Raw genomic sequence first — 21,199 nt, 5'->3', positions numbered from 1 at the left:
TTACTCTTCGCCGCCCAGCCGGTGCAGAACGTCGTCTAGCTGGTCGAGCGTCTGGTAATGGATGGTGATCGTCCCGCGTTGACCCTGCGGGTTGATTGCGACCTTCAGCCCGATGCGGGCAGAGATCTCCTCCTCCAGATTGATCAGGTCGACATCCTTCATCGCAGGGGCGGATCCGGCACCGCCAGCCGCGGCCTTGCCCTTCTTCGCCTTGGGTTGATCGCCACGCATCAGGTCTTCGGTCTGGCGGACGTTCAGGCCGCGCGTCACCACCTCGCGGGCGACGGCGGCCGGGTCCGGGGCGGTCAGCAGGGCACGGGCATGGCCGGCGGTCAGCGCACCATCCTGCACCATCGACTTGACCGGCTCCGGCAGGGCCAGCAGGCGCATCATGTTGGCGACATGGCTGCGGCTCTTCCCGACAGCGCGGGCCAGATCCTCCTGCGTGTGCTCGAACTCCTCCATCAGGCGACGATAGCCTTCTGCCTCTTCCAGCGGGGTCAGATCCTGGCGCTGGATGTTCTCGATCAGCGCGATTTCCAGCGCCTCACGGTCGCTGAGATCGCGGATGACGACCGGAACCTCATGCAGGCCGGCGATCTGCGCGGCGCGCCAGCGGCGTTCGCCGGCGATCAGCTCATAGGAATTGGCATCCTCGCCATCGCGGCGGACGAGGAGGGGCTGCAGGATTCCCTTGTCGCGAATGGAGTCGACAAGGCCCTGGATGGCCTCCTCGTCGAACTTCCGCCGCGGCTGGTACTTGCCGGGGTGCACGAACTCGATCGGCACCTGCTTGGACTGCCGCACCTTGTCGAGCGCCGAGTAATCCTCGGTCGCCTCGCCGAACAGAGCGGAAAGGCCACGGCCCAGGCTGGCGCGGCGGGCGCCCCCTTGCTTGGTGTCGTCGATCATGCGGTCAGTCTCTTCTCACGGCGCAGCACCTCGCCCGCCAGATGGATGTAGGCCTGGGATCCGGGGCAACGCATGTCGTAGATCAGCACCGGCTTGCCGTGGGACGGCGCCTCCGACACCTTGACGTTGCGCGGGATCACGGTGTCGTACACCTTCTCCCCGAAGAAGCCGCGGACGTCCGCCGCCACCATGTCCGACAGGTTGTTGCGCTTGTCGAACATCGTCAGCACGACGCCGTGGATGTCCAGGTTCGGGTTGAAGGCGCGCTTCACCCGCTCGATGGTGCGGACCAGATGGCTGAGACCCTCCAGCGCGTAGAACTCGCACTGCAGGGGAACCATCACCGCATGCGACGCCACGAGCGCATTCAGCGTCAGCAGGCCCAGCGCCGGCGGGCAGTCGATCAGGACGTAATCATACTCCAGCGCGCTGTTGGCGACGGCCTCGCGCAGGCGGAACTCGCGGCGCTCGGCACCGACCAGCTCGATCTCCGCGCCCGACAGATCGACCGACGAGGTGATGATCGACAGGTTCGGCACCGAGGAGGGGGTCGCGGCCTGCTCCAGCGATACGTCGTCGAACAGCACGTCATAGATGCCGACGCGGCGGTCCGAGCGGGGGATGCCAAGACCGGTGGACGCGTTGCCCTGCGGGTCGAGGTCGATCACCAGCACCCGCTTGCCGATGACTGCGAGCGCGGTGGCGAGGTTGATCGTCGTCGTGGTCTTGCCCACGCCGCCCTTCTGGTTGGCAATCGCAACCACGCGGGCAAGGGGACGGGTGACGGCAGACATGGCAGCCTCTCGGGAGTCCGGTTGGCGGGAAGAGGGCGGGGGAACGGTGTCAGGCACGATCTTCACGCACGCTCAAGATGGCTCACACGCAGGATGGTCCCGCTCGGATCGGTGCGGCTGTCGAATCGCTCGGGAACCAGTGTCCAATATTGCGTTGCAGCGGTCAATTCGTCGTCCAGAGCCGCGCCCTTCAGGAACAGGCACTTGCCGCGCGATCCGATGAAGGGATGGGCCCAGGCGAACAGGTCGGCCAGCGGCGCCAGGGCACGGGCGGTGACGACATCGGCGTCGATGCCGGTGACGGTTTCGATCCGCTTGGTGTGGACGGTGACCGGCGCCTCGCAGACCCGGGCGACCTCGCGCAGGAAGGCGCATTTGCGCACGTCGCTCTCGATCAGATGCACCTGCGGCACGCCGAGAATGGCGAGCACCAGACCGGGAAAGCCGGCGCCGCTGCCGAGATCGACCAGTACCCGCACGCCGTCCGGCAGCAGGGGATGGAGTTGGGCGGAGTCGAGGAAGTGACGCTTCCAGGCATCCGGCAGGGTGGAGGGGCCGACCAGATTGATCTTCGGCTGCCACTTGCGCAGCAGAGCCTCGTAGGCGATCAGGCGGTCGAGCGTTTCACGTGAAACACCCGTGGCCTCCTGAAATGCAACCGCATCGAACCCGCTCATTCCGCAGCCACCCCGGACGGTTCCACATCGCGCCGCTTCACGTGGCGGAGCAGGGCGACCAGCGCCGCCGGGGTCATGCCGGGGATGCGGGCCGCAGCGCCCAGCGTCGCCGGGCGTGACTGGCGCAGCTTCTGCCGGATTTCCGCCGACAGGCTGCCGATGCCGTCGACATCGAGATCGTCGGGCAGGGCGAGCGACTCGTCCTTGCGGAAGGCGCGGATGTCGGCCTCCTGCCGGCCGAGATAGCCGGCATATTTGCCGTCGATCTCCAGCTGCTCGGCAATCTCCGGCGCGATCCCGCCAAGCTCCGGCCACAGTCGGGCGAGGGCGGCAAGGTCAATGTCGGGATAACGCAGCAGGTCGGCGGCACTGCGGCGCACGCCGTCCTGGTTCACCGCGACCCCCTGGCGGGAGAGTTCGGCCGGCGTCGCCTGCAGTGAGGCGACCAGCGCACGCCCCGCAGACAGAGCGGCGCTCTTCGCGGCGAAGACATCACGCCGCTCGGAACCGACGCAGCCGATGGCGACACCCTTGTCGGTCAGCCGCTGGTCGGCATTGTCGGCGCGCAGCAGCAGCCGGTATTCGGCGCGCGAGGTGAACATGCGGTAGGGCTCGTTGGTGCCCCGGCCGATCAGGTCGTCGATCAGCACGCCGATATAGGCGTCGGCGCGGTCGAGGACGAAGCCGTCGCGGTTGCCGCTCGCCGCCAGAGCGGCGTTGATGCCGGCCATCAGGCCCTGGGCCGCGGCCTCTTCATAGCCGGTGGTGCCATTGATCTGGCCGGCCAGGAACAGGCACGGCGCCCGGCGAGTCTCCAGCGTCGGCTTCAGCTCGCGCGGATCGACATAGTCGTATTCGATGGCGTAGCCGGGGCGGATCATCACCACCTTCTCCAGCCCCGGCATGCTGGCGAGGATGCCGAGCTGCACGTCACGGGGTAGGGAGGTCGAGATGCCGTTCGGGTAGACGGTGGGATCGTCCAGCCCTTCCGGTTCGAGGAAGATCTGGTGCTTCTCCTTCTCGGCGAAGCGGACAACCTTGTCCTCGATGGAGGGGCAGTAGCGCGGACCCGTACCGGTGATCTGGCCGGAATACATCGGGGCGCGATGCAGGTTGGCACGGATCAGCGCATGGGCATCCGGCGTCGTCCAGGTGATCGCGCAATCGATCTGCGGCGTGTCGATCCGCTCCGTTATATAGGAGAAGGGCGGGGGCGGCGTGTCGCCCGGCTGCTTCTCCAGCGCGTCCCAATCGATGGTGCGGCCGTCGAGCCGGGGGGGCGTTCCGGTCTTCAGCCGGCCGAGCGGGAAGCCGATACGAGCCAGCGTGTCGGACAGGCCAATAGAGGGCGCCTCGCCAACGCGGCCGGCGGGGGTGCGCTCCTCACCGATGTGGATCAGGCCGCGCAGGAAGGTGCCGGTGGTCAGCACCACCGCACCGGCGCGGATGGACTCGCCGGCCCCGGTAACGACACCGGTGATGCGATGGTCGGCGTCGACGATCAGGTCCTCGGCGCCGCCGGCTTCGATGAACAGGTTCTCCTGCTCGGCCAGCAGCGACTGCATCGCCTGACGATAGAGCTTGCGGTCGGCCTGGGCGCGCGGGCCGCGGACGGCGGGACCCTTGCTGCGGTTCAGGATGCGGAACTGGATGCCGCCGCGGTCGATGGCCTTCGCCATCACACCGTCCAGCGCATCGATCTCTCGCACCAGATGGCCCTTGGCCAAGCCGCCAATGGCGGGGTTGCAGGACATCTCGCCGATGGTTTCGACCTTGTGGGTCAGCAGGAGCGTACGCGCACCCATGCGCGCTGCCGCCGCAGCCGCCTCACAGCCGGCGTGACCGCCGCCGACAACGATGACATCAAAGTTCCGCATGCGCGGGACCATAGCCGAATGGCCGCACGGATCCAAGAGGCGGGGCAGGGACAAGTGAGGCGCATCAGCGCTGTTTCACGTGAAACACCCCCTCACCTGCCGCCGTCACTTGCCGATACAGAAGTCACGGAAGATCACATCCAGCAGATCCTCCACATCCACCCGCCCGGTAATCCGTCCCAGCGCCCGGCTGGCGAGACGCACATCCTCCGCCGCCAGCTCCGGCAGCGGCGCGTCGAGCGCGCGCAGCAGTGACTCCCGGCATTCCATTAACGCGGCACGATGGCGGGCGCGGGTCAGAGACGGAGCGCTGCCGATGGCGAGCCGATCGGCGCTGAATGCCGTCAGCTTTTCCTCCAACGTCTTCAGACCGGTGCCGGTGTGGGCAGAGACCAGGATCGGGGCCAGATCCGGTCGCAGGTCGGTGGCCGTCGCGAGGTCAGTCTTGTTGAACACCACCACGGTGTCGCGGTCGATCAGGCCCAGCGTCGCCGGGTCGAGATCGGGCAGGGTGGTGGCGTCGAACACCGCCACCTTCACGTCGGCCCGCGCCGCCCGGTCGCGGGCGCGGCGGATGCCTTCCTCTTCGACTTCATCGGCAGCAGCTTCGCGCAAGCCTGCGGTGTCGGCCAGCACGACCGGATAGCCGCCGAGGTCGAGATGCACCTCAATGATGTCGCGGGTGGTGCCGGCGCGGGCGGAGACGATGGCGGCCTCGCGTCGGGCAAGAGTGTTCAGCAGGCTCGACTTGCCGGCGTTCGGCGCGCCGACGATGGCGATGTGCAGACCTTCGCGCAGACGCTCGCCCCGTCCACCGTCATCGAGATGCGCTGCGATCTCATCAGCCAATCCGGCGATCACCGGACGGACGGCATCGGCGATACCGCCGGGCAGATCGTCTTCGGCGAAGTCGATGTCGGCCTCGATATGGGCAAGAGCGCGGGTCAGCCGCTCCCGCCAGCCGTCATAGAGTTTGCCGAGCGCACCTTCCATCTGCCGCAACGCCTGCCGGCGCTGGGCATTGGTCTCTGCATCGATCAGGTCGGCGACCGCTTCGGCCTCCGTCAGGTCGAGCTTGCCGTTCTCGAAAGCGCGGCGGGTGAACTCGCCGGGTTCCGCCAGCCGCAGGCCGGGCAGGGTGGCGAGCGCCTCGATCACGCCGGTGACGACGGCGCGGCCACCATGCAGGTGCAACTCCACCACATCCTCGCCGGTGAAGCTGGCGGGGGCGGTGAAGCGCAGGACCAGTGCGTCGTCCAGCGCGTCGCCGGTGCGCGGGTCGCGCAGCTTGGTCAGCACGGCCCGACGTGGTGCGGGCAGAGGGCGACCGGTCAGCGCCGCGAGGGCGGATCCGGCCTCGGGTCCCGAAATGCGAACCACCGCCACACCGGAGCGGCCAGGGGCGGTGGCGAGAGCGTAGATGGTGGTCGTGAACATCGGGGATGGATCAGCCGCGCTGCTCGGGCCGCAGCTCCCGCTGCTCCGGCGTCAGCATCAGGCGTTCGACGCGGCGGCCTTCGACCAGATGGGTCTGCAGGATTTCGTCGACGTCGCCGGTGCTGTGGTAGGTGTACCAGACACCTTCCGGATAGATCACCAGCGTCGGGCCCAGCTCGCAGCGGTCGAGGCAACCGGCGGAATTGATCCGCACCTTGCCGTCGAAGCCGAGTTCACGGGCGCGGGCCTTCATATAGTCGCGCAGCTTTTCCGACCCGTGGGCGGCGCAGGAGCCGCGCTTGTGCCCATCGGGACGGCGGTTGGTGCAGCAGAAGACATGGGCTTCGAAATAGGGCTTTTGTGATTCAAGAGTTTGGTCGGTCACTTTCTTCCTTCCTGACCCAGGGCTGACGCCATCTGGGACCAAAACATCTTCTGCATCTGCTCCATGCCCTGGATACCGGCGGGGAGCCAGGTCTTCAGCATGGTCTCCGGGTCCATGGCCTGCAGGTTCGCACGCATGCGCTCCTGGATCTCCTGCATCATGGCATCCTGCATCGGCTTCACATCGGGCAGGCCCAGGAAGTGCCGGGCCTCGTCCGGGGTGCAGTCGATGTCGACGGTGATTTTCATGGGAACCCCCTCCAGACCCGGATCGGGTGCCGGATCCGGCACCGTTGCAGGCATTGGCCGTGTTGATTTTGGGGTTGAGCGCCGCGGCGGCTCATGCCCCACTATACAGATAGGATGCACTGGCGCAACGCCACCCCGGCGCCACCTATTGTCTAACGACACACCAACAGATCGGACACCGCCATGCCCGCCACTCCGTTGGGCGCGAACCTGCTAGGCCGGGAGACGAGCCCCTATCTGCTGCAGCACAAGGACAACCCGGTGCACTGGATGCCCTGGGGGCCGGAGGCCTTCGCCCGTGCCAAGGCGGAGAACAAGCCGGTGCTGCTGTCGGTCGGCTATGCCGCCTGCCACTGGTGCCACGTTATGGCGCATGAGAGCTTCGAGAATCCCGAGATCGCCGGGCTGATGAACGAGCTGTTCGTCAACATCAAGGTCGACCGGGAAGAGCGGCCGGATCTCGACACCATCTATCAGTCGGCGTTGGCGCTGCTGGGACAGCAGGGCGGTTGGCCGCTGACCATGTTCCTGACGCCGGATGCGGAGCCCTTCTGGGGCGGCACCTATTTCCCGCCGGCTCCGCGTTATGGCCGGGCCGGCTTCCCCGACGTGCTGCGCGGCATCGCGGGCACCTTTGCCAATGAGTCTGACAAGGTCGGCAAGAATGTCGACGCGCTGAAATCGGCGCTCGCGGGAATGGGAGAGAACCGGTCGGCCGGCGCCGTCGATGCCGGGGTGCTGGATCAGGTGGCGCAACGGCTGCTGCGGGAGGTCGACCCGATCCATGGCGGCATCGGCAGCGCGCCGAAATTCCCGCAGGTGCCGCTGTTCGAACTGCTGTGGCGGGCATGGCAGCGCACCGGGCGCGAACCCTTCCGCGAGGCGGTGACCCACACGCTGGCCAACATGGCGCAGGGCGGCATCTACGATCATCTCGGCGGCGGCTTCGCCCGCTATTCCGTCGATGAACGCTGGCTGGTGCCGCATTTCGAGAAGATGCTCTACGACAACGCGGAGCTGCTCGACCTGATGACGCTGGTCTGGCAGGAGACGCGCGATCCGCTGCTGGAAACCCGCATCCGCGAGACGGTCGGCTGGCTGCTGCGCGAGATGATCGCCGACGGTGGCGGCTTCGCCGCGACGCTCGACGCCGACAGCGAGGGCGAAGAGGGACTCTTCTATATATGGCAGGACCATGAGGTCGACCGGCTGCTCGGTCCCGCTCTCGGCGACAACGGTCTGGCGACGTTTAAGCGCGTTTACGAGGTGCTGCCCCAGGGCAATTGGGAGGGCGTCACCATCCTGAACCGGCTGGGCGGCCTGACCCTGGCCGACGACGCCACCGAGGCGACGCTCGCCAAGGGCCGGGAGATCCTGTTGCGGGCGCGGGCCAAGCGGGTGCGGCCAGGCTGGGACGACAAGGTGCTGGCCGACTGGAACGGCCTGATGATCGCGGCGCTGACCCATGCCGCCCTGGCGCTGGACGAGCCGGACTGGCTGGACGCCGCCGGCCGCGCCTTCGCCTTCGTCCGCGACCGGATGGATACAGGCGGGCGGCTTTGCCACAGCTGGCGGCACGGGCAGGGCAAGCATGCGGGGATGCTCGACGATTACGCCCAGATGGCGCGCGCCGCCCTGGCGTTGCACGAGGCGACCGGGGATCCGGCGGCGCTCGATCAGGCGAAGATTTGGGCGGCGACGCTCGACGCCCATTTCTGGGACAGCGCCAACGGCGGCTATTTCTTCACCGCCGACGATGCCGAAGGGCTGATCGTCCGAACCAAGAGCGTCTACGACAACGCCACGCCCAGCGGCAACGGCACCATGCTGGCGGTGCTGACCACGCTGTTCCAGCGCACCGGCGAGGATGCCTATCGCGAGCGGGCAGAGGCACTCGCCGCCGCCTTCTCGGGGGAGTTGACACGCAACTTCTTCCCGCTGCCAACCTTCCTGAACGCGGTGGAGCTGATGACGGCACCGCTGCAGATCGTCATCGTCGGACCGCCCAAGGCGGCGGAAACGGAGGCGCTGCGCCGCACCGTGCTGGACCGCTCGCTGCCCAACCGTATCCTGACCGTGCTGGCGCCCAAGGGGGATTTTCCAGCGGATCTGCCCGCCAATCATCCGGCCCAGGGGAAGGGGATGCGCGACGGGACGGCCACCGCCTATGTCTGCCGCGGCATGACTTGTTCGGCCCCGGTGACGGCGCCGGCGGATCTGGCGGCGCTTCTGGGAACGAAAAGCTGACTTCCGGGGAGGAAACCATGGCGCGTCTTTCCATCGACAGCCCGCTGGGGCCCCTGATGCTGAGCGGGGACGGATCCGCCCTCACCTCGGTCGGCTGGGGCCGCTTCGACCATGACGAACCCGATGCGGTGCTGGCCGAGACGGCGCGCCAGCTGGAGGCCTATTTCACGGGACGGCTCCAGCGCTTCGACCTGCCGCTGAAGCCGGCAGGTACCGCCTTCCGGCGCAACGTCTGGGACGCGATGCTGGCGATCCCCTATGGCGGCACCGCGACCTATGGCGGGATGGCGAAGATGCTGGGCAGCGGGCCACGCGCGGTCGGCGGGGCCTGCGGCGCCAATCCGATCCCGATCATCATTCCCTGTCATCGGGTGCTGGCGAGCGGCGGAGCGCCCGGCGGCTATTCCGGCCATGGCGGGCTGGACACCAAGGCGTGGCTGCTGGCGCTGGAACGCCGGCATGCCGGCGTGGGGCAGGGCAACGGTGCGGCGGCGGAGCAATTCGCGTTGCTCTGAGACGCCTGAGACCTCGAAAAAGAAGGGAGACGAAACCACCATGGTTCATGCAATCCGCATCCACGAGCACGGTGGGCCGGAGGTTCTGCGCTGGGACGAGATCGAGGTCGGAGAGCCCGGTCCTGGTCAGGTGCGCATCCGCCAGACCGCGGTCGGACTGAACTACATCGACACCTACCACCGCTCCGGCGCCTACAAGCTGCCGGATCTGCCGGCGGTGATCGGCATGGCGGGCACCGGCGTTGTCGAGGCGTTGGGGCCGGACGTCACCACGCTGAAAATCGGCGACCGCGTCGGCTACGCCATGTCGATCGGCGCTTACGCCGAGAGCCGCCTGATCGCCGCCGACCGGCTGGTGCCGCTGCCGAGCTGGCTCGACGAGCAGGCGACCGCCGCCACGCTGCTCCAGGGGTTGACCGCGCAGTATCTGCTGCGCAGCACCTATGTGGTCCAGCCCGGCGATACCATCCTGGTGCAGGCCGCCGCAGGCGGAGTGGGGCTGCTGCTATGCTCCTGGGCGCGCCATCTCGGCGTCACGGTGATCGGCACCGTCGGGTCGGAGGAGAAGGCCGAACTGGCGAAGGCCCATGGCTGTCACCACACCATCGACTACACCCGTGAGGATTTCGTCCAGCGGGTAAAGGACCTAACGGACGGGCAGGGCGTGCCGGTGGTCTATGACGGCGTCGGCAAGACGACCTTCCTGAAGGGGCTGGACTGCCTGCGGCCGCGTGGGCTGATGGTGCTGTTCGGCGCCGCGTCTGGCACGCCGGCGCCGCTGGATCTGGGGCTGCTGGCGACGAAGGGGTCGCTCTATGTGACTCGGCCGACGCTGGCGACCTACACCGCCAAGCGGGAGGATTTGATGGCGTCCGCCGCAGATCTGTTCGACGCGGTGAAGAATGGCGGGGTGACCTTCACGGTGAACCAGCGCTTTGCGCTGAAGGACACGGCGGAGGCGCACCGGGCGCTTGAGGCGCGGGCGACGACAGGGTCGACGGTGCTGGTGCCGTAAGGTTTCGGCTGGCGAATGCCCCCACCCTAACCCTCTCTCGCGGAACGCGGGGGAGGGTCGGTGAGGGGGCATTCAGTGGAGCTACTCCACTGCCCAGAGCGGGTTCTTGATCTTCTTCAGCATCTCCGCATGCGCCGCGGCCTCGTCGTCGCTGAGGGCGAAGACGCGGGCTTCGCGGAAGGGGCGGTCGATACGGACCGGACCGGCGGGACCACTCTTCGATGCCGGACCGCCGGCAAAGGACAGGCCGGTTTGCCGGCCGCCCAGCAGCTCCAGATAAACCTCGGCCAGCAGTTGGGCGTCGAGAAGCGCGCCGTGCAGGGTGCGGTTTGAGTTGTCGACGCCGAAGCGCTTGCACAGCGCATCCAGGGTGGCGGGCGAGCCGGGGAACTTCTGCCGGGCCATCAGCAGCGTGTCGATGGCGCGGTCCTTCGGCATCACCGGATGGCCGGCGATCTTCAGCTCCCAATTCAGGAAGTGCATATCGAAGGCGGCGTTGTGGATCACCAGCGGGGCGTCACCGATGAAGGCGACGAAGTCGGCGGCCACGTCGTTGAACAGCGGCTTGTCGGCCAGGAATTCCGAACTCAGCCCATGGACGGCGAAGGCCTCCGGCGGCATGTCGCGTTCGGGGTTGAGGTAGACGTGGAAGCGTTCACCAGTGGCGAGGTGGTTGACCAGTTCGATGCAGCCGATCTCGACCAGCCGGTGACCCTCCTCCGGCTTGAAGCCCGTGGTTTCGGTGTCGAGAACGATTTCACGCATGATGGATCTGCCCTGGTTGATAGCCGCGCGGCGGCCAGTGCCTGCCCGGCCGCCGTGCCATCCGATGTTGTCTGACTTGGCGCACAATGCCCTGAAGTGCCCGCTGCGTCACCAGCCGACCGGCACCCGTCGGCACGACATAGTCGGCACGGCGACGTTTCTCCGCATCCGGCATCTGGCGGGCGAGGATACCGGCGAACTTCTCCGCCGTCATGCCCGGCCGGGCCAGCACGCGGGCGCGCTGGACGGCGAAGGGTGCGGAGACGACGATGGTGGCATCGACGCGCCGCTCGCCATGGGTCTCGAACAGCAAAGGGATGTCCAGAACGGCGATCTTCGCGCCACGCCGTGCGGCTCGCGCGAGGAAGTCGCGCTGCGCCGCCTGGACCATCGGGTGCAGGATCGCCTCCAGCCGCTTCAGCGCATCGGCATCGCGGAACACCGCCGCCCCCAGCGCCGGGCGGCTGACCGCGCCGTCGATCACCACGCCGGGGAAGGCGGCGTCGATGGCCGGCACCGCCCGGCCGCCCCGGCCGAGCAGCCCATGCACCACCGCATCGGAATCGCAGACCGGGGCACCCATCGCCTGCAGCATGCGGGCGGCGGTGCTCTTGCCCATGCCGATGGAGCCGGTCAGACCCAGCACGATCATGACCCGAGCCTCAGCCTTCCAGGACGAAACGGGTCAGTTCCGGCGTCACCTGCGGCTCGACGCCGAACCAGGCCTTGAAGCCGGGACGCGCCTGATGCAGCAGCATACCGATGCCGCCGGCCATCGGGTTGCCACGCGCCCTGGCCTCGGCCAGCAGCGGGGTTTCCAGCGGCACATAGACGATGTCGTTGACGACAGCCGAGACGGGCAGGGCGCGCAAAGGCAGGTCAAGCGCCGGCTGCCCCGCCATGCCCTGGGTGGTGGTGTTGACCAGCAGAGCGGCGCCTTCGAGCGCGGTTTCACGTGAAACCCAATCCACCACCGTCACACCGCCATTCAGGCCGGCCGCGGCCAGATCCGCCGCCAATTCCTCGGCGCGGGCGCGGGTGCGGTTGACCAGACGGACCTCCGGCGCACCGGCGTCGAGCAGGGCGACCACCACGGCGCGGGCGGCACCGCCGGCACCGATCACCACCGCCGGGCCACGCTCCGCTGTCCAGCCCGGCTGTTCGGCGCGCAGATTCTCGATGAAGCCGAAGCCGTCGGTGTTGCCGCCTTCCAGCGCGCCGTCCTCCGCCACCACGATGGTGTTGACGGCGCCCATGCGCCGCGCGGTTTCGTCCAGCCGGTCGACGGTGCGGAAAGCGATCTCCTTATGCGGGACGGTGACGTTGCAGCCGCGAAAGCCGAGCGCGGGCAGGGCGCGGATCGCCTGTTCCGCGCGCTCGGGCGCCACCGCCAGCGGCACATAGGCGCCATCGATCCCATACTGGCGCAGCCAGAATCCATGCAGCCGGGGCGACCGCGAATGGCTGATCGGCCAGCCCATCACACCGGCGATCTTGGCCTTGCCGCTGATAAAGTGACCTGCCGTCATTCCTTGCCCACTCCATGCACGCGCAGAAAGCCGAGCAGCGGCAGAAGCGGCAGCCCGAGGATGGTGAAGAAGTCGCCCTCAACCCGATGGAACAGCTGCGCCCCCAGCCCTTCCAGCTGATAGGCGCCGACCGAATGCAGCACGTCGTCGCCGACACAGGTAAGATAGTCGTCGAGGAAGGCTTCGGAGAAATTGCGCATGGTCAGGCGGGCACTGTCGATCTGGTGCCACATCCGTTCGCCGTTGCGCACCACCACGGCACAGCTGACCAGCCGGTGGGTCTTGCCGCGCAGATCGAGAAGCTGGGCGCGCGCCGCGGCGCGGTCGGCCGGCTTGTCGAACCAGCGCCCCTCGCATTCCAGCATCTGGTCGGCACCGACCACTAGCGCACCGGGGTGGCGGCGGGTGATGCGCTGGGCCTTCAGCTCGGCCAGGGCCTCGGCGACGATGTCGGCGGAGACGCCCTCCGCCCGGCCGGCGGCCTTCACCTCGTCCTCGTCGACCAGCGGCTTGTCGAGGATCGCTGTCACACCGGCCTGCTCCAGCATCGCCGCCCGCGTGCGCGAACCCGACGCCAGGACGAGCTTGGGAGCCGTGCTCACGTCTTCTTTCCTTCCGGGCTGAAGTTGGCGCTCTGGCGGCGGGCGAGCAGCATCATGATCTCGGCCGCTGTCTCTTCGATGGAGCGGCGGGATACGTCGATCACCGGCCAGCCACGCCGGCTGAACAGGCGTCGCGCCTCCTGAACCTCGGCGCGGACCAGCTCGGGGTCGGCGTAGCTGGAGCCCTCGCCCTGGTTCAGCAGCTTCAGACGGTTGCGGCGGATCTGCACCAGCCGATCGGGATCCTTGGTCAGCCCGACGATCAGCGGCCGGGTCAGCAGGTCCAGTTCCGCCGGCAGCGGGCTGCCCGGCACCAGCGGGATGTTGGCCGCCTTGATGCCGCGGTTGGCCAGATAGATGCAGGTCGGCGTCTTGGAACTGCGCGACACGCCGATCAGCACCACGTCGGCCTCGTGCAGGTCCCAGTTCGACTGGCCGTCGTCGTGGGACAGGGCGAAATCGACCGCGTCGATCCGGCTGAAATACTCGGCGTCCAGCACATGCTGGCGGCCGGGCTGGCGCTGCGATTCCACGCCCAGGAAGGCGGCAAGCGCGTTGATCAGCGGATCGAGCACGGGGATGCAGGGGACCTGCATCTCGCGGCAGAAATCCTGCAGGCGGCGACGCAGCGTCTCGTCGACCAGCGTGAACATCACCAGCCCGTGGTTGTCCCGAATCCCCTCCAGCACGAGGTCGAGCTGGCGGTCGGTCCGCACCAGATTCCAGAAATGCTCGATGGGACGCACGTCGTCGAACTGGATGACGCAGGCGCGCGCCACGCTGTTGATGGTCTCGCCCGTCGCATCGGACACGAGATGTAGGTGGAACTCTTTCATCCGTCCCCAACATTCTGTGGAGAACCCGGCCCAGATCTGTGGACAACCGGATCCGCCTTCGTTTCGTCCCGACCGGGGGACTCCTCCTCCCCGATACGGCCAAGCGCGGAACAACTCCGCCGACCGCTTCGGAAGCTGGGAAGATCCGGCCCCGTCCGCCCTGTTATCCACGGGACTCCCGTTCGTCCAGCTATAGCATTTCCGCCGTTTCCGACGGTAGTGCTCCGAATCGTCCACAGATCCGCGCACATGGACGCACAAGCCCCCGGATCTGTGGATAGATTCTCTTGAGTCGGGGATCACCGTTATCCACAGGCATCCACCTCATCCTCTTCCTTTCTCCCTTTAAAAAATATAGTGAAGAAGAGGGGATAAACCCGTCCCGGAATCCGGCGCGGAATCGGCGCTGGAATCGCAGGGTTTCAGATTCGCACGTCCCAGATTCGCAAAGCCAAGGAACGCACCGTCTTGTCCGCCACCAGCTCCGACGTCCAGAATCAGGCTTCCCAGCCTGCCCTGAAGCCGATGCTCGCCGCCCTGGCGGGAGAGGTGCGGGCGCGTCCGCCCTTCTGGCTGATGCGTCAGGCCGGACGCTATCTGCCGGAATATCGCGAGCTGCGGGCGAAGGCCGGCAGCTTCCTCGACCTCTGCTACAATCCCGACTTCGCGGTCGAGGTGACTTTGCAGCCGCTGCGCCGCTACGGCATGGACGCGGCGATTCTGTTCTCCGACATCCTGGTGGTGCCGCATGCCCTGGGGCAGCCGCTGGCCTATCTGGAAGGGGAGGGGCCGAAGCTGGATCCGGTCCGCAACGTGGAGGACCTGAAGCGCCTGTCGCGCGACCGCTTCCACGAGACGCTGGCGCCGGTCTACGAGACGGTGCGCCGGCTCTCCACCGCGATTCCGGACGGGACGACGCTGATCGGCTTTGCGGGGGCTCCCTGGACCATCGCCTGCTACATGGTCGAAGGGGCGGGCTCCAAGGAGTATGCGCACGTCAAGCGCTGGGCCTATGGCGACCCGGCGGGATTCGGCCAGCTGATCGACCTGATCGTCGAGGTGACCGCCGACTATCTCTGCCGCCAGATCGAGGCGGGGGCCGAAGTGGTGCAGCTGTTCGACAGCTGGGCCGGCGTGCTGCCGGTGGCGGAGTTCCGCCGCTGGGTGATCGAGCCGACGCGGCGGATCGTCGCATTGGTGAAGGCGAAGCACCCGAACACCCCGGTCATCGGCTTCCCGCGCGGGGCCGGCCACGCCTATGAGGAATACGTCACCGAGGCTCGTGTGGACGCCGTCGGTCTCGACACCACCGTCCCGCCGGTGTGGGCGGCGCAGACTCTCCAGACGCGGCTGCCGGTGCAGGGAAACCTCGACCCGATCATGCTGGCGGCGGGCGGCAAGGCGCTGGAGACCGCGACGCGCGACATCCTGGAGGCGTTGGCCGGCGGCCCCTTCGTGTTCAACCTGGGCCACGGCGTCATCCAGTCGACCCCGCCGCAGCATGTCGCCGATCTGACCCGCATCCTGCGGGAATGGCCGGGTCGCGGCTGAGGCATTCCGGCGAACCGGCGCTAAGGGGCTGAAAAAGCGACGGAGGGGGTCTGGACAGAGCGACGGCGACGCTCCAGTTTAGCGGGCACCATGAGCCAGCAATTCTCCCAGACCTCCGCCTCGACCAGCGCAACCTCCGGCGGCTCGCCGCGGCGTGTCGCCGTCGTGCTGTTCAACCTCGGCGGTCCCGACGCGCCGGAGGCGGTGCGGCCCTTCCTGTTCAACCTGTTCGCCGATCCGGCCATCATCCGGCTGCCGAACCCGTTCCGTTTCCTGATCGCCAGCCTGATCAGCGGACGGCGGGCCAAGCCGGCCACCGCGATCTATGCCCAGATCGGCGGCAAGTCGCCGCTGCTGGAGAACACGCAAGCCCAGGCGGCGGCGCTGGAAGCGATGCTGGGGGCAGATCCGGCGACGGCCGGCGCGGAGACCAAGGTCTTCATCGCCATGCGCTACTGGCACCCGATGAGCGCCGAGACGGCCGCCCGGGTGAAGGCCTACGACCCGGATCTGGTCGTGCTGCTGCCGCTCTACCCGCAATTCTCCACCACCACCACGGCGTCGAGCGCCAAGGCGTGGCAAGAGGCGGCGCACACCGTCGGGCTGACGGCGCCGACGAAGCTGCTGTGCTGCTATCCGACCCAGCCCGGCTTCATCGACGGCACGGCGGATCTGATCCGCCCGCTGTACGAGGCGGCCAAGGCCCATGGCAAGCCGCGCGTCCTGTTCTCCGCCCACGGGCTGCCGAAGAAGGTGGTGGCCGCCGGCGACCCCTATCAGTGGCAGTGCGAGCGGACGGCGGAATCCATCGCCGCGGCGCTGGGCATCGACGATCTCGACTGGATCAACTGCTACCAGAGCCGCGTCGGCCCGATGGAGTGGATCGGTCCCAGCACCGACGCCGAGATCCGTCGCGCCGGCCAGGACGGCGTGCCGATCCTGGTGGTGCCGATGGCCTTCGTGTCGGAGCATTCCGAGACGCTGGTGGAGATCGAGGTCGAATACCGCCATCTCGCCAAGGAGGCAGGGGTGCCGCACTTCACCCGCGTGCCGACCGTCGGGGTGCATCCCGGCTTCATCGACGGGCTGGCGGCGCTGGTGCGGCAGACGGTCGCGGGCAAGGCGGCGATCTGCTCCCAGAAGGGCGACCGGATCTGCCCGTCCAACTTCTCCGGCTGCCCGCAGGCGCGGCCTTGAGCCGCAACGCTGAACCGCGACGGCCGAACCGCAAAGAATAGAGGGGACACGCCCGGTGCTGTACGATTGGGTCAAGGCGCTGCACGTCATCAGCATCATCGCCTGGATGGCGGGGCTGCTCTACCTGCCGCGGCTGTTCGTCTACCACTGCCAAGTGCCGGCCGGATCCGAGGCGTCGGAAACCTTCAAGGTGATGGAGCGGCGCCTGCTGCGCGCCATCATGAACCCGGCGATGATCGCCTCGTACGTGTTCGGCATCACCATGATCGTGCTGACGCCGGAATGGATGAAGCAGGGCTGGCTGCACGCCAAGATTCTCTTCGTGCTGCTGCTGACCGTCAGCCATATGATGATGGCCCGCTGGCGCCGGGACTTCGCCGAGGACCGCAACACCCGGCCGCAGCGCTTCTTCCGCATCGCCAACGAGGTGCCAACGCTGCTGATGATCGGTATCGTCATCTTCGTCATCGTGAAGCCCTTCTGACTGGCAGCAGGTGAACGCGCCGTCTTCCACCTCCCGGAAAAAGCGGAATCCGCGACCTGTGCGGGTTTCGCTTTCGTTTGACTTGCGCCTGCCGATCCGATAACCATGTCAGGACCACGGGGTTTTCGCCCCGCGGCCTCCCACGCCCACATCTGCCGATCCGACGCTCTGACTTTGAGCCGGGCCTGGTGGCTGGCGATCCGCTCCTGTGCGACCATTATCCGGACGCCCTGGCGCGCACCCGCCAAAGCGCCACCCGCTGCCCACCCGACGCGACCGCGTTGCGGCGCCCCCCGCCGCCAACCGCCGTCGGCCGGACCTTCTGGCACCTCCCATCCCCAAGGCCACTCCCCCGCATGACGATTTCACAGGCAATCCGATGCATCTCCAAGAGCTGAAGTGCAAAAGCCCCGCCGAACTGCTGGCGTTCGCGGAGGAGCTTCAGATCGAGAACGCGAGCACGCTGCGCAAGCAGGACATGATGTTCGCGATCCTGAAGCAACTGGCCGAAAACGATATTCCGATCTTCGGCGACGGCGTGCTGGAGGTGCTGCAGGACGGGTTCGGCTTCCTGCGCTCGCCGGAAGCCAATTATCTGCCGGGTCCCGACGACATCTATGTCAGTCCCAGCCAAGTGCGCCGCTTCGGCCTGCGCACCGGCGACACGGTGGAGGGGCAGATCCGCTCGCCCAAGGACGGTGAGCGCTATTTTGCCCTGCTGAAGGTCAACACCATCAATTTCGATACGCCGGACAAGGTCCGTCACCGTATCAACTTCGACAACCTGACGCCGCTCTATCCGGAAGAACGCATCCGGATGGAGGTCGAGGACCCGACCAAGAAGAACCTCACCGGCCGCATCGTCGACCTGGTGGCGCCGCTGGGCAAGGGGCAGCGCGGGCTGATCGTAGCACCGCCGCGCACCGGCAAGACGGTGATGCTGCAGAACATCGCCCACTCGGTCGCCACCAACCACCCCGAAGCCTATCTGATCGTCCTCTTGATCGACGAGCGTCCGGAAGAAGTGACGGACATGGCCCGCTCGGTCCGCGGCGAGGTCATCAGCTCCACCTTCGACGAGCCGGCCACCCGCCACGTCCAGGTCGCGGAAATGGTGATCGAGAAGGCCAAGCGCCTGGTTGAGCACAAGCGCGACGTGGTCATCCTGCTGGACTCGATCACCCGTCTGGCCCGCGCCTACAACACCGTCGTGCCGTCGTCGGGCAAGGTGCTGACCGGTGGTGTCGACGCCAACGCCCTGCAGCGTCCCAAGCGCTTCTTCGGTGCCGCCCGCAATGTGGAAGAGGGTGGATCGCTGACCATCATCGCCACCGCGCTGATCGACACCGGCAGCCGCATGGACGAGGTGATCTTCGAAGAGTTCAAGGGCACCGGCAACTCGGAAATCGTGCTGGACCGCAAGCTCTCCGACAAGCGCACCTTCCCGGCCATCGACATCTCCAAGTCGGGCACCCGCAAGGAGGAACTGCTGGTCGACAAGGGCACCATGTCGAAGATGTGGATCCTGCGCCGCATCTTGATGCCGATGGGCGTGACCGACGCGGTGGACTTCCTGGTCGACAAGCTGAAGCACACCAAGTCGAACAACGAGTTCTTCGAGAGCATGAACCAGTAGGGGCCGGAACCGGGGCCGGATCTGCCGGCCCCTTGCCCGGATCTTTGCTGGGACCTTCAGGGAGCGTTATCCCCGCGAAGGCGGGGAACCATGCTTCTCCTGACGGTCGCTTCCAAAGGTTCTGGATTCCCGCCTTCGCGGGAATGACGGCCGGATGGGGCGACAGGCGGTTCGGAACGAGCGGCATAAGAAAAGGGCGGGGGCCTTTCGGCCACCCGCCCTTTCTTTTTTAGCTCAGCTTCTTCCCTTGGCTCGATCCACTGGATCAGAACGGGGGCTGCTGCGGCTGTTCGGCCTGCTGGCCCGACTGGCGGTGGTACAGCTCGGCGAAGTCGATCGGGTTGATCATCAGCGGCGGGAAGCCACCTTCGCGGGTCGCGCTGGAGACGATGGCGCGGGCGAACGGGAAGATCATCCGGGCGCCTTCGATCATCAGGACCGGGCGGTGATGCTCCTCCGGCAGGCCGGGGAACTGGAACAGCGCGCCATAGGCCAGTTCGACCAGGAAGGCCACGGATTCGCCCTGGCGGGCCTCGCAGCGCAGGTTCAGCGTCAGCTCATAGATGTCGTCGCCGACCTTCTGGCCCTGGACGTCGACACCGATGTTCACCTGCGGCTGCGGCTGGTTCGGCAGCAGGCTCTGCGGGGCGTTGGGGTTCTCGAACGAGAAGTCCTTCACATACTGCGCGAGGACATGCATCGGCAGCGAAGAGGTCTGCTGCTGCTCGGCGCCGTTGCTCATCTGATCGGACATAACGGACTCCTAATCGCCGGCTGTCGTCCCGGCCATCGTTCCGCATCGGGAAAGGGCGGGGACGGTGGGCCGACCCGGATGTGAGGTGACAGGGGGTGGTTCGCGACGGTTGTGCCTTCGCCCAAGGGGCTGGCTATCACGGATCGGTCGTCCTGCCAACGGAAACCGCCGGCCCGCCGGCCGGTCAGCGCCGCTCATCCGGGCGGTGCTTCCCCCATTGGGAATCGGTCAGCCGGGGCGCGTCGCGGTCGTCGGTTTCCTCGCTCATCTTCCCGTCGCCCATCTTGCTCTCGCCGGGCGTAACGTCGCGGTAGTCGCCGTCGATCACGCCGGGCACGCCGGTGGTGGGGCGGAAAGGATCATCGGCCGGGCGGGGGCCGTCCGCGCCGAAACCGGGTCCGCCGAATCCCCCGGCTCCGAAATTGCCGGCGCCGAAGCCGGGACGGCCGGCGGTGGTGGTGAAGACCGGCATCCCGGCCCCCATGCGGCCGAGCAGCCAACGGCCGATGCCGCGGCGCAGCGGCCCGATCAGCAGGGCGATGCCAAGGATGTCGGTCAGGAAGCCGGGGATGATCAGCAGGATGCCGGCCAGCACGGCGCAGAAACCGTCCAGAACGGTGCCGATCGGCGCCTCGCCGCGGGCGGCTGCGGCCTGGGCGCGGGTCAGCGAGGCCAGACCCTGGTGGCGGACCAGCAGCACACCCACCACCGCCGACAGGGCCAGCAGCCCGATGGTCGGCCCGGCGCCGATCCAATCGCCGACCTGGATGAATCCGACGATCTCCAGGATCGGCAGAAGAAGGATCAACAACAGGGGATTCATGGTGTCCTTGCTCTTCGGGCTCGCTGCCCCTATCTAGGTTTGGATAGGTCGTCCGGTCGAAACACCGTCGGCCTCATCCAATTGGCCGTTGCTGGCGGGCAAGCAACACGTAATGCCGACCGGCCGCAAGGTCCAGAGGCGGGCCGGATCCGCCGGCGATTTCGCCGCGGCACAAAGCTCACGACAAGTCGTTTTGGAAGGAACAGATGATGGGAGACGGGTTCGTGTTCATCGAGATCGTGATCTTCGCGATGATCGCGGCCTTCCTCGTTTATCGGCTGCGCAGCGTCCTCGGCCGCCGGACGGGGGAGGAGCGTCAGCGTTCCAACCCCTTCACCGCCGCTCCGAACCCGGCGAAGCCCGACAATGTCGTGCCCCTGCCGGAGCGCAACCGGCCGCGGCCTGATGTCGCACCCGGTGCGGACGTGACGGCCTCGGACGAGCCGCTGTCGCTGGCCGCCTCCATCGACCAGATCCGGGCCGCCGATCCGAATTTCGACGAGAAGCATTTCCTGGAAGGCGCCAAGGCGGCCTTCGCCATGATCGTCGACGCCTTCGCCCGCGGCGACACCGCAACGCTGCGTCCGCTGCTGGCCGACGATGTCTATGACAGCTTCGCCCGCGTCATCCGCGACCGTCAGGCCGCCGGCGAGCAGCACGAGGCCCGCATCGAACTGGTGCGCGAGGCCGAGGTGGTGGAGGCGAAGCTGGATGCCGGCCGCACCGCCCGCGTCACCGTGCGTCTGGTCTCCGATCAGGTGAATGTGGTGCGCGACCGCGACGGCGCCGTCATCGACGGCGATCCCAAGGCGCTGGTCGAGAACACCGACGTCTGGACCTTCGCCCGCAACCTCCGCTCCCGCGATCCCAACTGGGCGCTGGTCGAGGTGCGTCCGGTTCAGTAACGAACGACCA

General features: G+C 67.3%; 22 protein-coding genes. 8 read left to right on the top strand and 14 right to left on the bottom strand.

Annotation, left to right across the window (positions count from 1 at the left end; all coding sequences use genetic code 11):
• The 7 genes from M5E06_RS12410 to M5E06_RS12380 all read right to left on the bottom strand — a co-directional run bounded on the left by M5E06_RS12410 (position 1) and on the right by M5E06_RS12380 (position 6,330).
• Positions 1-912 carry a ParB/RepB/Spo0J family partition protein gene (locus tag M5E06_RS12410; RefSeq protein ID WP_252138371.1) on the bottom strand — a complete coding sequence of 304 codons (912 nt, stop codon included), beginning with the start codon at positions 910-912 and terminating at the stop codon, positions 1-3.
• Positions 909-1,706, bottom strand: a complete 798-nt coding sequence (locus M5E06_RS12405; protein ID WP_109074936.1) for a ParA family protein — start codon at positions 1,704-1,706, stop codon at positions 909-911. Before M5E06_RS12405 ends, M5E06_RS12410 begins: the two co-directional genes overlap by 4 nt.
• A 62-nt stretch (positions 1,707-1,768) precedes the next feature.
• Positions 1,769-2,383 (bottom strand): 16S rRNA (guanine(527)-N(7))-methyltransferase RsmG, encoded by a 615-nt coding sequence (gene rsmG, locus M5E06_RS12400; protein WP_252138370.1) that lies wholly within the window; start codon positions 2,381-2,383, stop codon positions 1,769-1,771.
• Complete coding sequence (gene mnmG / locus M5E06_RS12395; protein ID WP_252138369.1) at positions 2,380-4,260, bottom strand: tRNA uridine-5-carboxymethylaminomethyl(34) synthesis enzyme MnmG; 1,881 nt, start codon at positions 4,258-4,260, stop codon at positions 2,380-2,382. The genes rsmG and mnmG overlap by 4 nt, the downstream gene beginning before the upstream one ends.
• Positions 4,261-4,365: 105 nt before the next feature.
• Positions 4,366-5,697: a tRNA uridine-5-carboxymethylaminomethyl(34) synthesis GTPase MnmE gene (gene mnmE, locus M5E06_RS12390; protein WP_252138368.1), complete on the bottom strand. Its 1,332-nt coding sequence runs from the start codon at positions 5,695-5,697 to the stop codon at positions 4,366-4,368.
• A 10-nt stretch (positions 5,698-5,707) separates the two neighbouring features.
• Complete coding sequence (locus M5E06_RS12385; protein WP_252138367.1) at positions 5,708-6,082, bottom strand: (2Fe-2S) ferredoxin domain-containing protein; 375 nt, start codon at positions 6,080-6,082, stop codon at positions 5,708-5,710.
• Positions 6,079-6,330, bottom strand: a complete 252-nt coding sequence (locus tag M5E06_RS12380; RefSeq protein ID WP_063635627.1) for a DUF6489 family protein — start codon at positions 6,328-6,330, stop codon at positions 6,079-6,081. Before M5E06_RS12380 ends, M5E06_RS12385 begins: the two co-directional genes overlap by 4 nt.
• A gap of 183 nt (positions 6,331-6,513) precedes the next feature.
• Between M5E06_RS12380 and M5E06_RS12375 the strand changes: the two genes are divergently transcribed.
• From M5E06_RS12375 to M5E06_RS12365, 3 genes are read left to right on the top strand one after another with little or no spacing between them, the layout of a single operon-like run.
• Positions 6,514-8,577, top strand: a complete 2,064-nt coding sequence (locus tag M5E06_RS12375) for a thioredoxin domain-containing protein (protein ID WP_252138366.1) — start codon at positions 6,514-6,516, stop codon at positions 8,575-8,577.
• A gap of 17 nt (positions 8,578-8,594) precedes the next feature.
• A complete protein-coding gene (locus tag M5E06_RS12370; protein WP_252138365.1) occupies positions 8,595-9,092 on the top strand; it encodes a methylated-DNA--[protein]-cysteine S-methyltransferase in 498 nt (165 codons plus the stop codon).
• Positions 9,093-9,132: 40 nt separating this feature from the next.
• Positions 9,133-10,107 (top strand): quinone oxidoreductase family protein, encoded by a 975-nt coding sequence (locus M5E06_RS12365; protein ID WP_252138364.1) that lies wholly within the window; start codon positions 9,133-9,135, stop codon positions 10,105-10,107.
• 81 nt (positions 10,108-10,188) lie between these two features.
• On the opposite strand, the gene dnaQ is transcribed toward M5E06_RS12365, so the two are convergent.
• Genes dnaQ through M5E06_RS12340 form a run of 5 tightly spaced genes read right to left on the bottom strand, consistent with a single transcriptional unit; the run spans position 10,189 to position 13,839 of the window.
• Complete coding sequence (gene dnaQ / locus M5E06_RS12360; protein ID WP_252138363.1) at positions 10,189-10,872, bottom strand: DNA polymerase III subunit epsilon; 684 nt, start codon at positions 10,870-10,872, stop codon at positions 10,189-10,191.
• On the bottom strand, positions 10,865-11,524 hold the full coding sequence (gene coaE, locus M5E06_RS12355) for a dephospho-CoA kinase (RefSeq protein WP_252138362.1): 660 nt from the start codon (positions 11,522-11,524) through the stop codon (positions 10,865-10,867). The genes dnaQ and coaE overlap by 8 nt, the downstream gene beginning before the upstream one ends.
• Positions 11,525-11,534: 10 nt before the next feature.
• Complete coding sequence (locus M5E06_RS12350) at positions 11,535-12,401, bottom strand: shikimate dehydrogenase (protein ID WP_252138361.1); 867 nt, start codon at positions 12,399-12,401, stop codon at positions 11,535-11,537.
• Positions 12,398-13,003, bottom strand: coding sequence for a Maf family protein (locus M5E06_RS12345; protein ID WP_353654319.1), 606 nt, complete (start codon positions 13,001-13,003; stop codon positions 12,398-12,400). The genes M5E06_RS12350 and M5E06_RS12345 overlap by 4 nt, the downstream gene beginning before the upstream one ends.
• The gene (locus M5E06_RS12340; RefSeq protein ID WP_085086922.1) at positions 13,000-13,839 is read right to left on the bottom strand and encodes a pyruvate, water dikinase regulatory protein; all 840 of its coding nucleotides are present in this window, start codon (positions 13,837-13,839) and stop codon (positions 13,000-13,002) included. The genes M5E06_RS12345 and M5E06_RS12340 overlap by 4 nt, the downstream gene beginning before the upstream one ends.
• 525 nt (positions 13,840-14,364) lie before the next feature.
• Here M5E06_RS12340 and hemE point away from each other — a divergent pair.
• The 4 genes from hemE (at position 14,365) to rho (ending at position 18,707) form a co-directional block, all read left to right on the top strand.
• Entirely contained in the window at positions 14,365-15,390 is a 1,026-nt protein-coding gene (hemE, locus tag M5E06_RS12335) for a uroporphyrinogen decarboxylase (RefSeq protein WP_252138546.1), read from the top strand.
• Between the two features lie 90 nt (positions 15,391-15,480).
• Positions 15,481-16,587, top strand: a complete 1,107-nt coding sequence (gene hemH, locus M5E06_RS12330) for a ferrochelatase (RefSeq protein ID WP_252138360.1) — start codon at positions 15,481-15,483, stop codon at positions 16,585-16,587.
• A gap of 55 nt (positions 16,588-16,642) precedes the next feature.
• A complete protein-coding gene (hemJ, locus tag M5E06_RS12325) occupies positions 16,643-17,071 on the top strand; it encodes a protoporphyrinogen oxidase HemJ (RefSeq protein WP_252138359.1) in 429 nt (142 codons plus the stop codon).
• A gap of 379 nt (positions 17,072-17,450) precedes the next feature.
• Entirely contained in the window at positions 17,451-18,707 is a 1,257-nt protein-coding gene (rho, locus tag M5E06_RS12320; RefSeq protein ID WP_085086916.1) for a transcription termination factor Rho, read from the top strand.
• Between the two features lie 265 nt (positions 18,708-18,972).
• On the opposite strand, the gene secB is transcribed toward rho, so the two are convergent.
• Both secB and M5E06_RS12310 read right to left on the bottom strand, forming a co-directional pair.
• A complete protein-coding gene (gene secB / locus M5E06_RS12315; RefSeq protein ID WP_109074923.1) occupies positions 18,973-19,461 on the bottom strand; it encodes a protein-export chaperone SecB in 489 nt (162 codons plus the stop codon).
• Positions 19,462-19,645: 184 nt separating this feature from the next.
• The gene (locus M5E06_RS12310) at positions 19,646-20,284 is read right to left on the bottom strand and encodes an FxsA family protein (RefSeq protein ID WP_252138358.1); all 639 of its coding nucleotides are present in this window, start codon (positions 20,282-20,284) and stop codon (positions 19,646-19,648) included.
• A gap of 209 nt (positions 20,285-20,493) precedes the next feature.
• On the opposite strand from M5E06_RS12310, the gene M5E06_RS12305 reads away from it, so the two are divergent.
• Positions 20,494-21,189, top strand: coding sequence for a Tim44/TimA family putative adaptor protein (locus M5E06_RS12305; protein WP_252138545.1), 696 nt, complete (start codon positions 20,494-20,496; stop codon positions 21,187-21,189).
• The last annotated feature ends 10 nt before the right edge of the window (positions 21,190-21,199 follow it).

Source organism: Azospirillum sp. A1-3 (assembly GCF_023806445.1).
GTDB lineage: Bacteria > Pseudomonadota > Alphaproteobacteria > Azospirillales > Azospirillaceae > Azospirillum.
The sequence above is the reverse complement of the archived record's forward strand: the minus strand, read 5'-3'. Positions and strand labels throughout refer to the sequence as shown.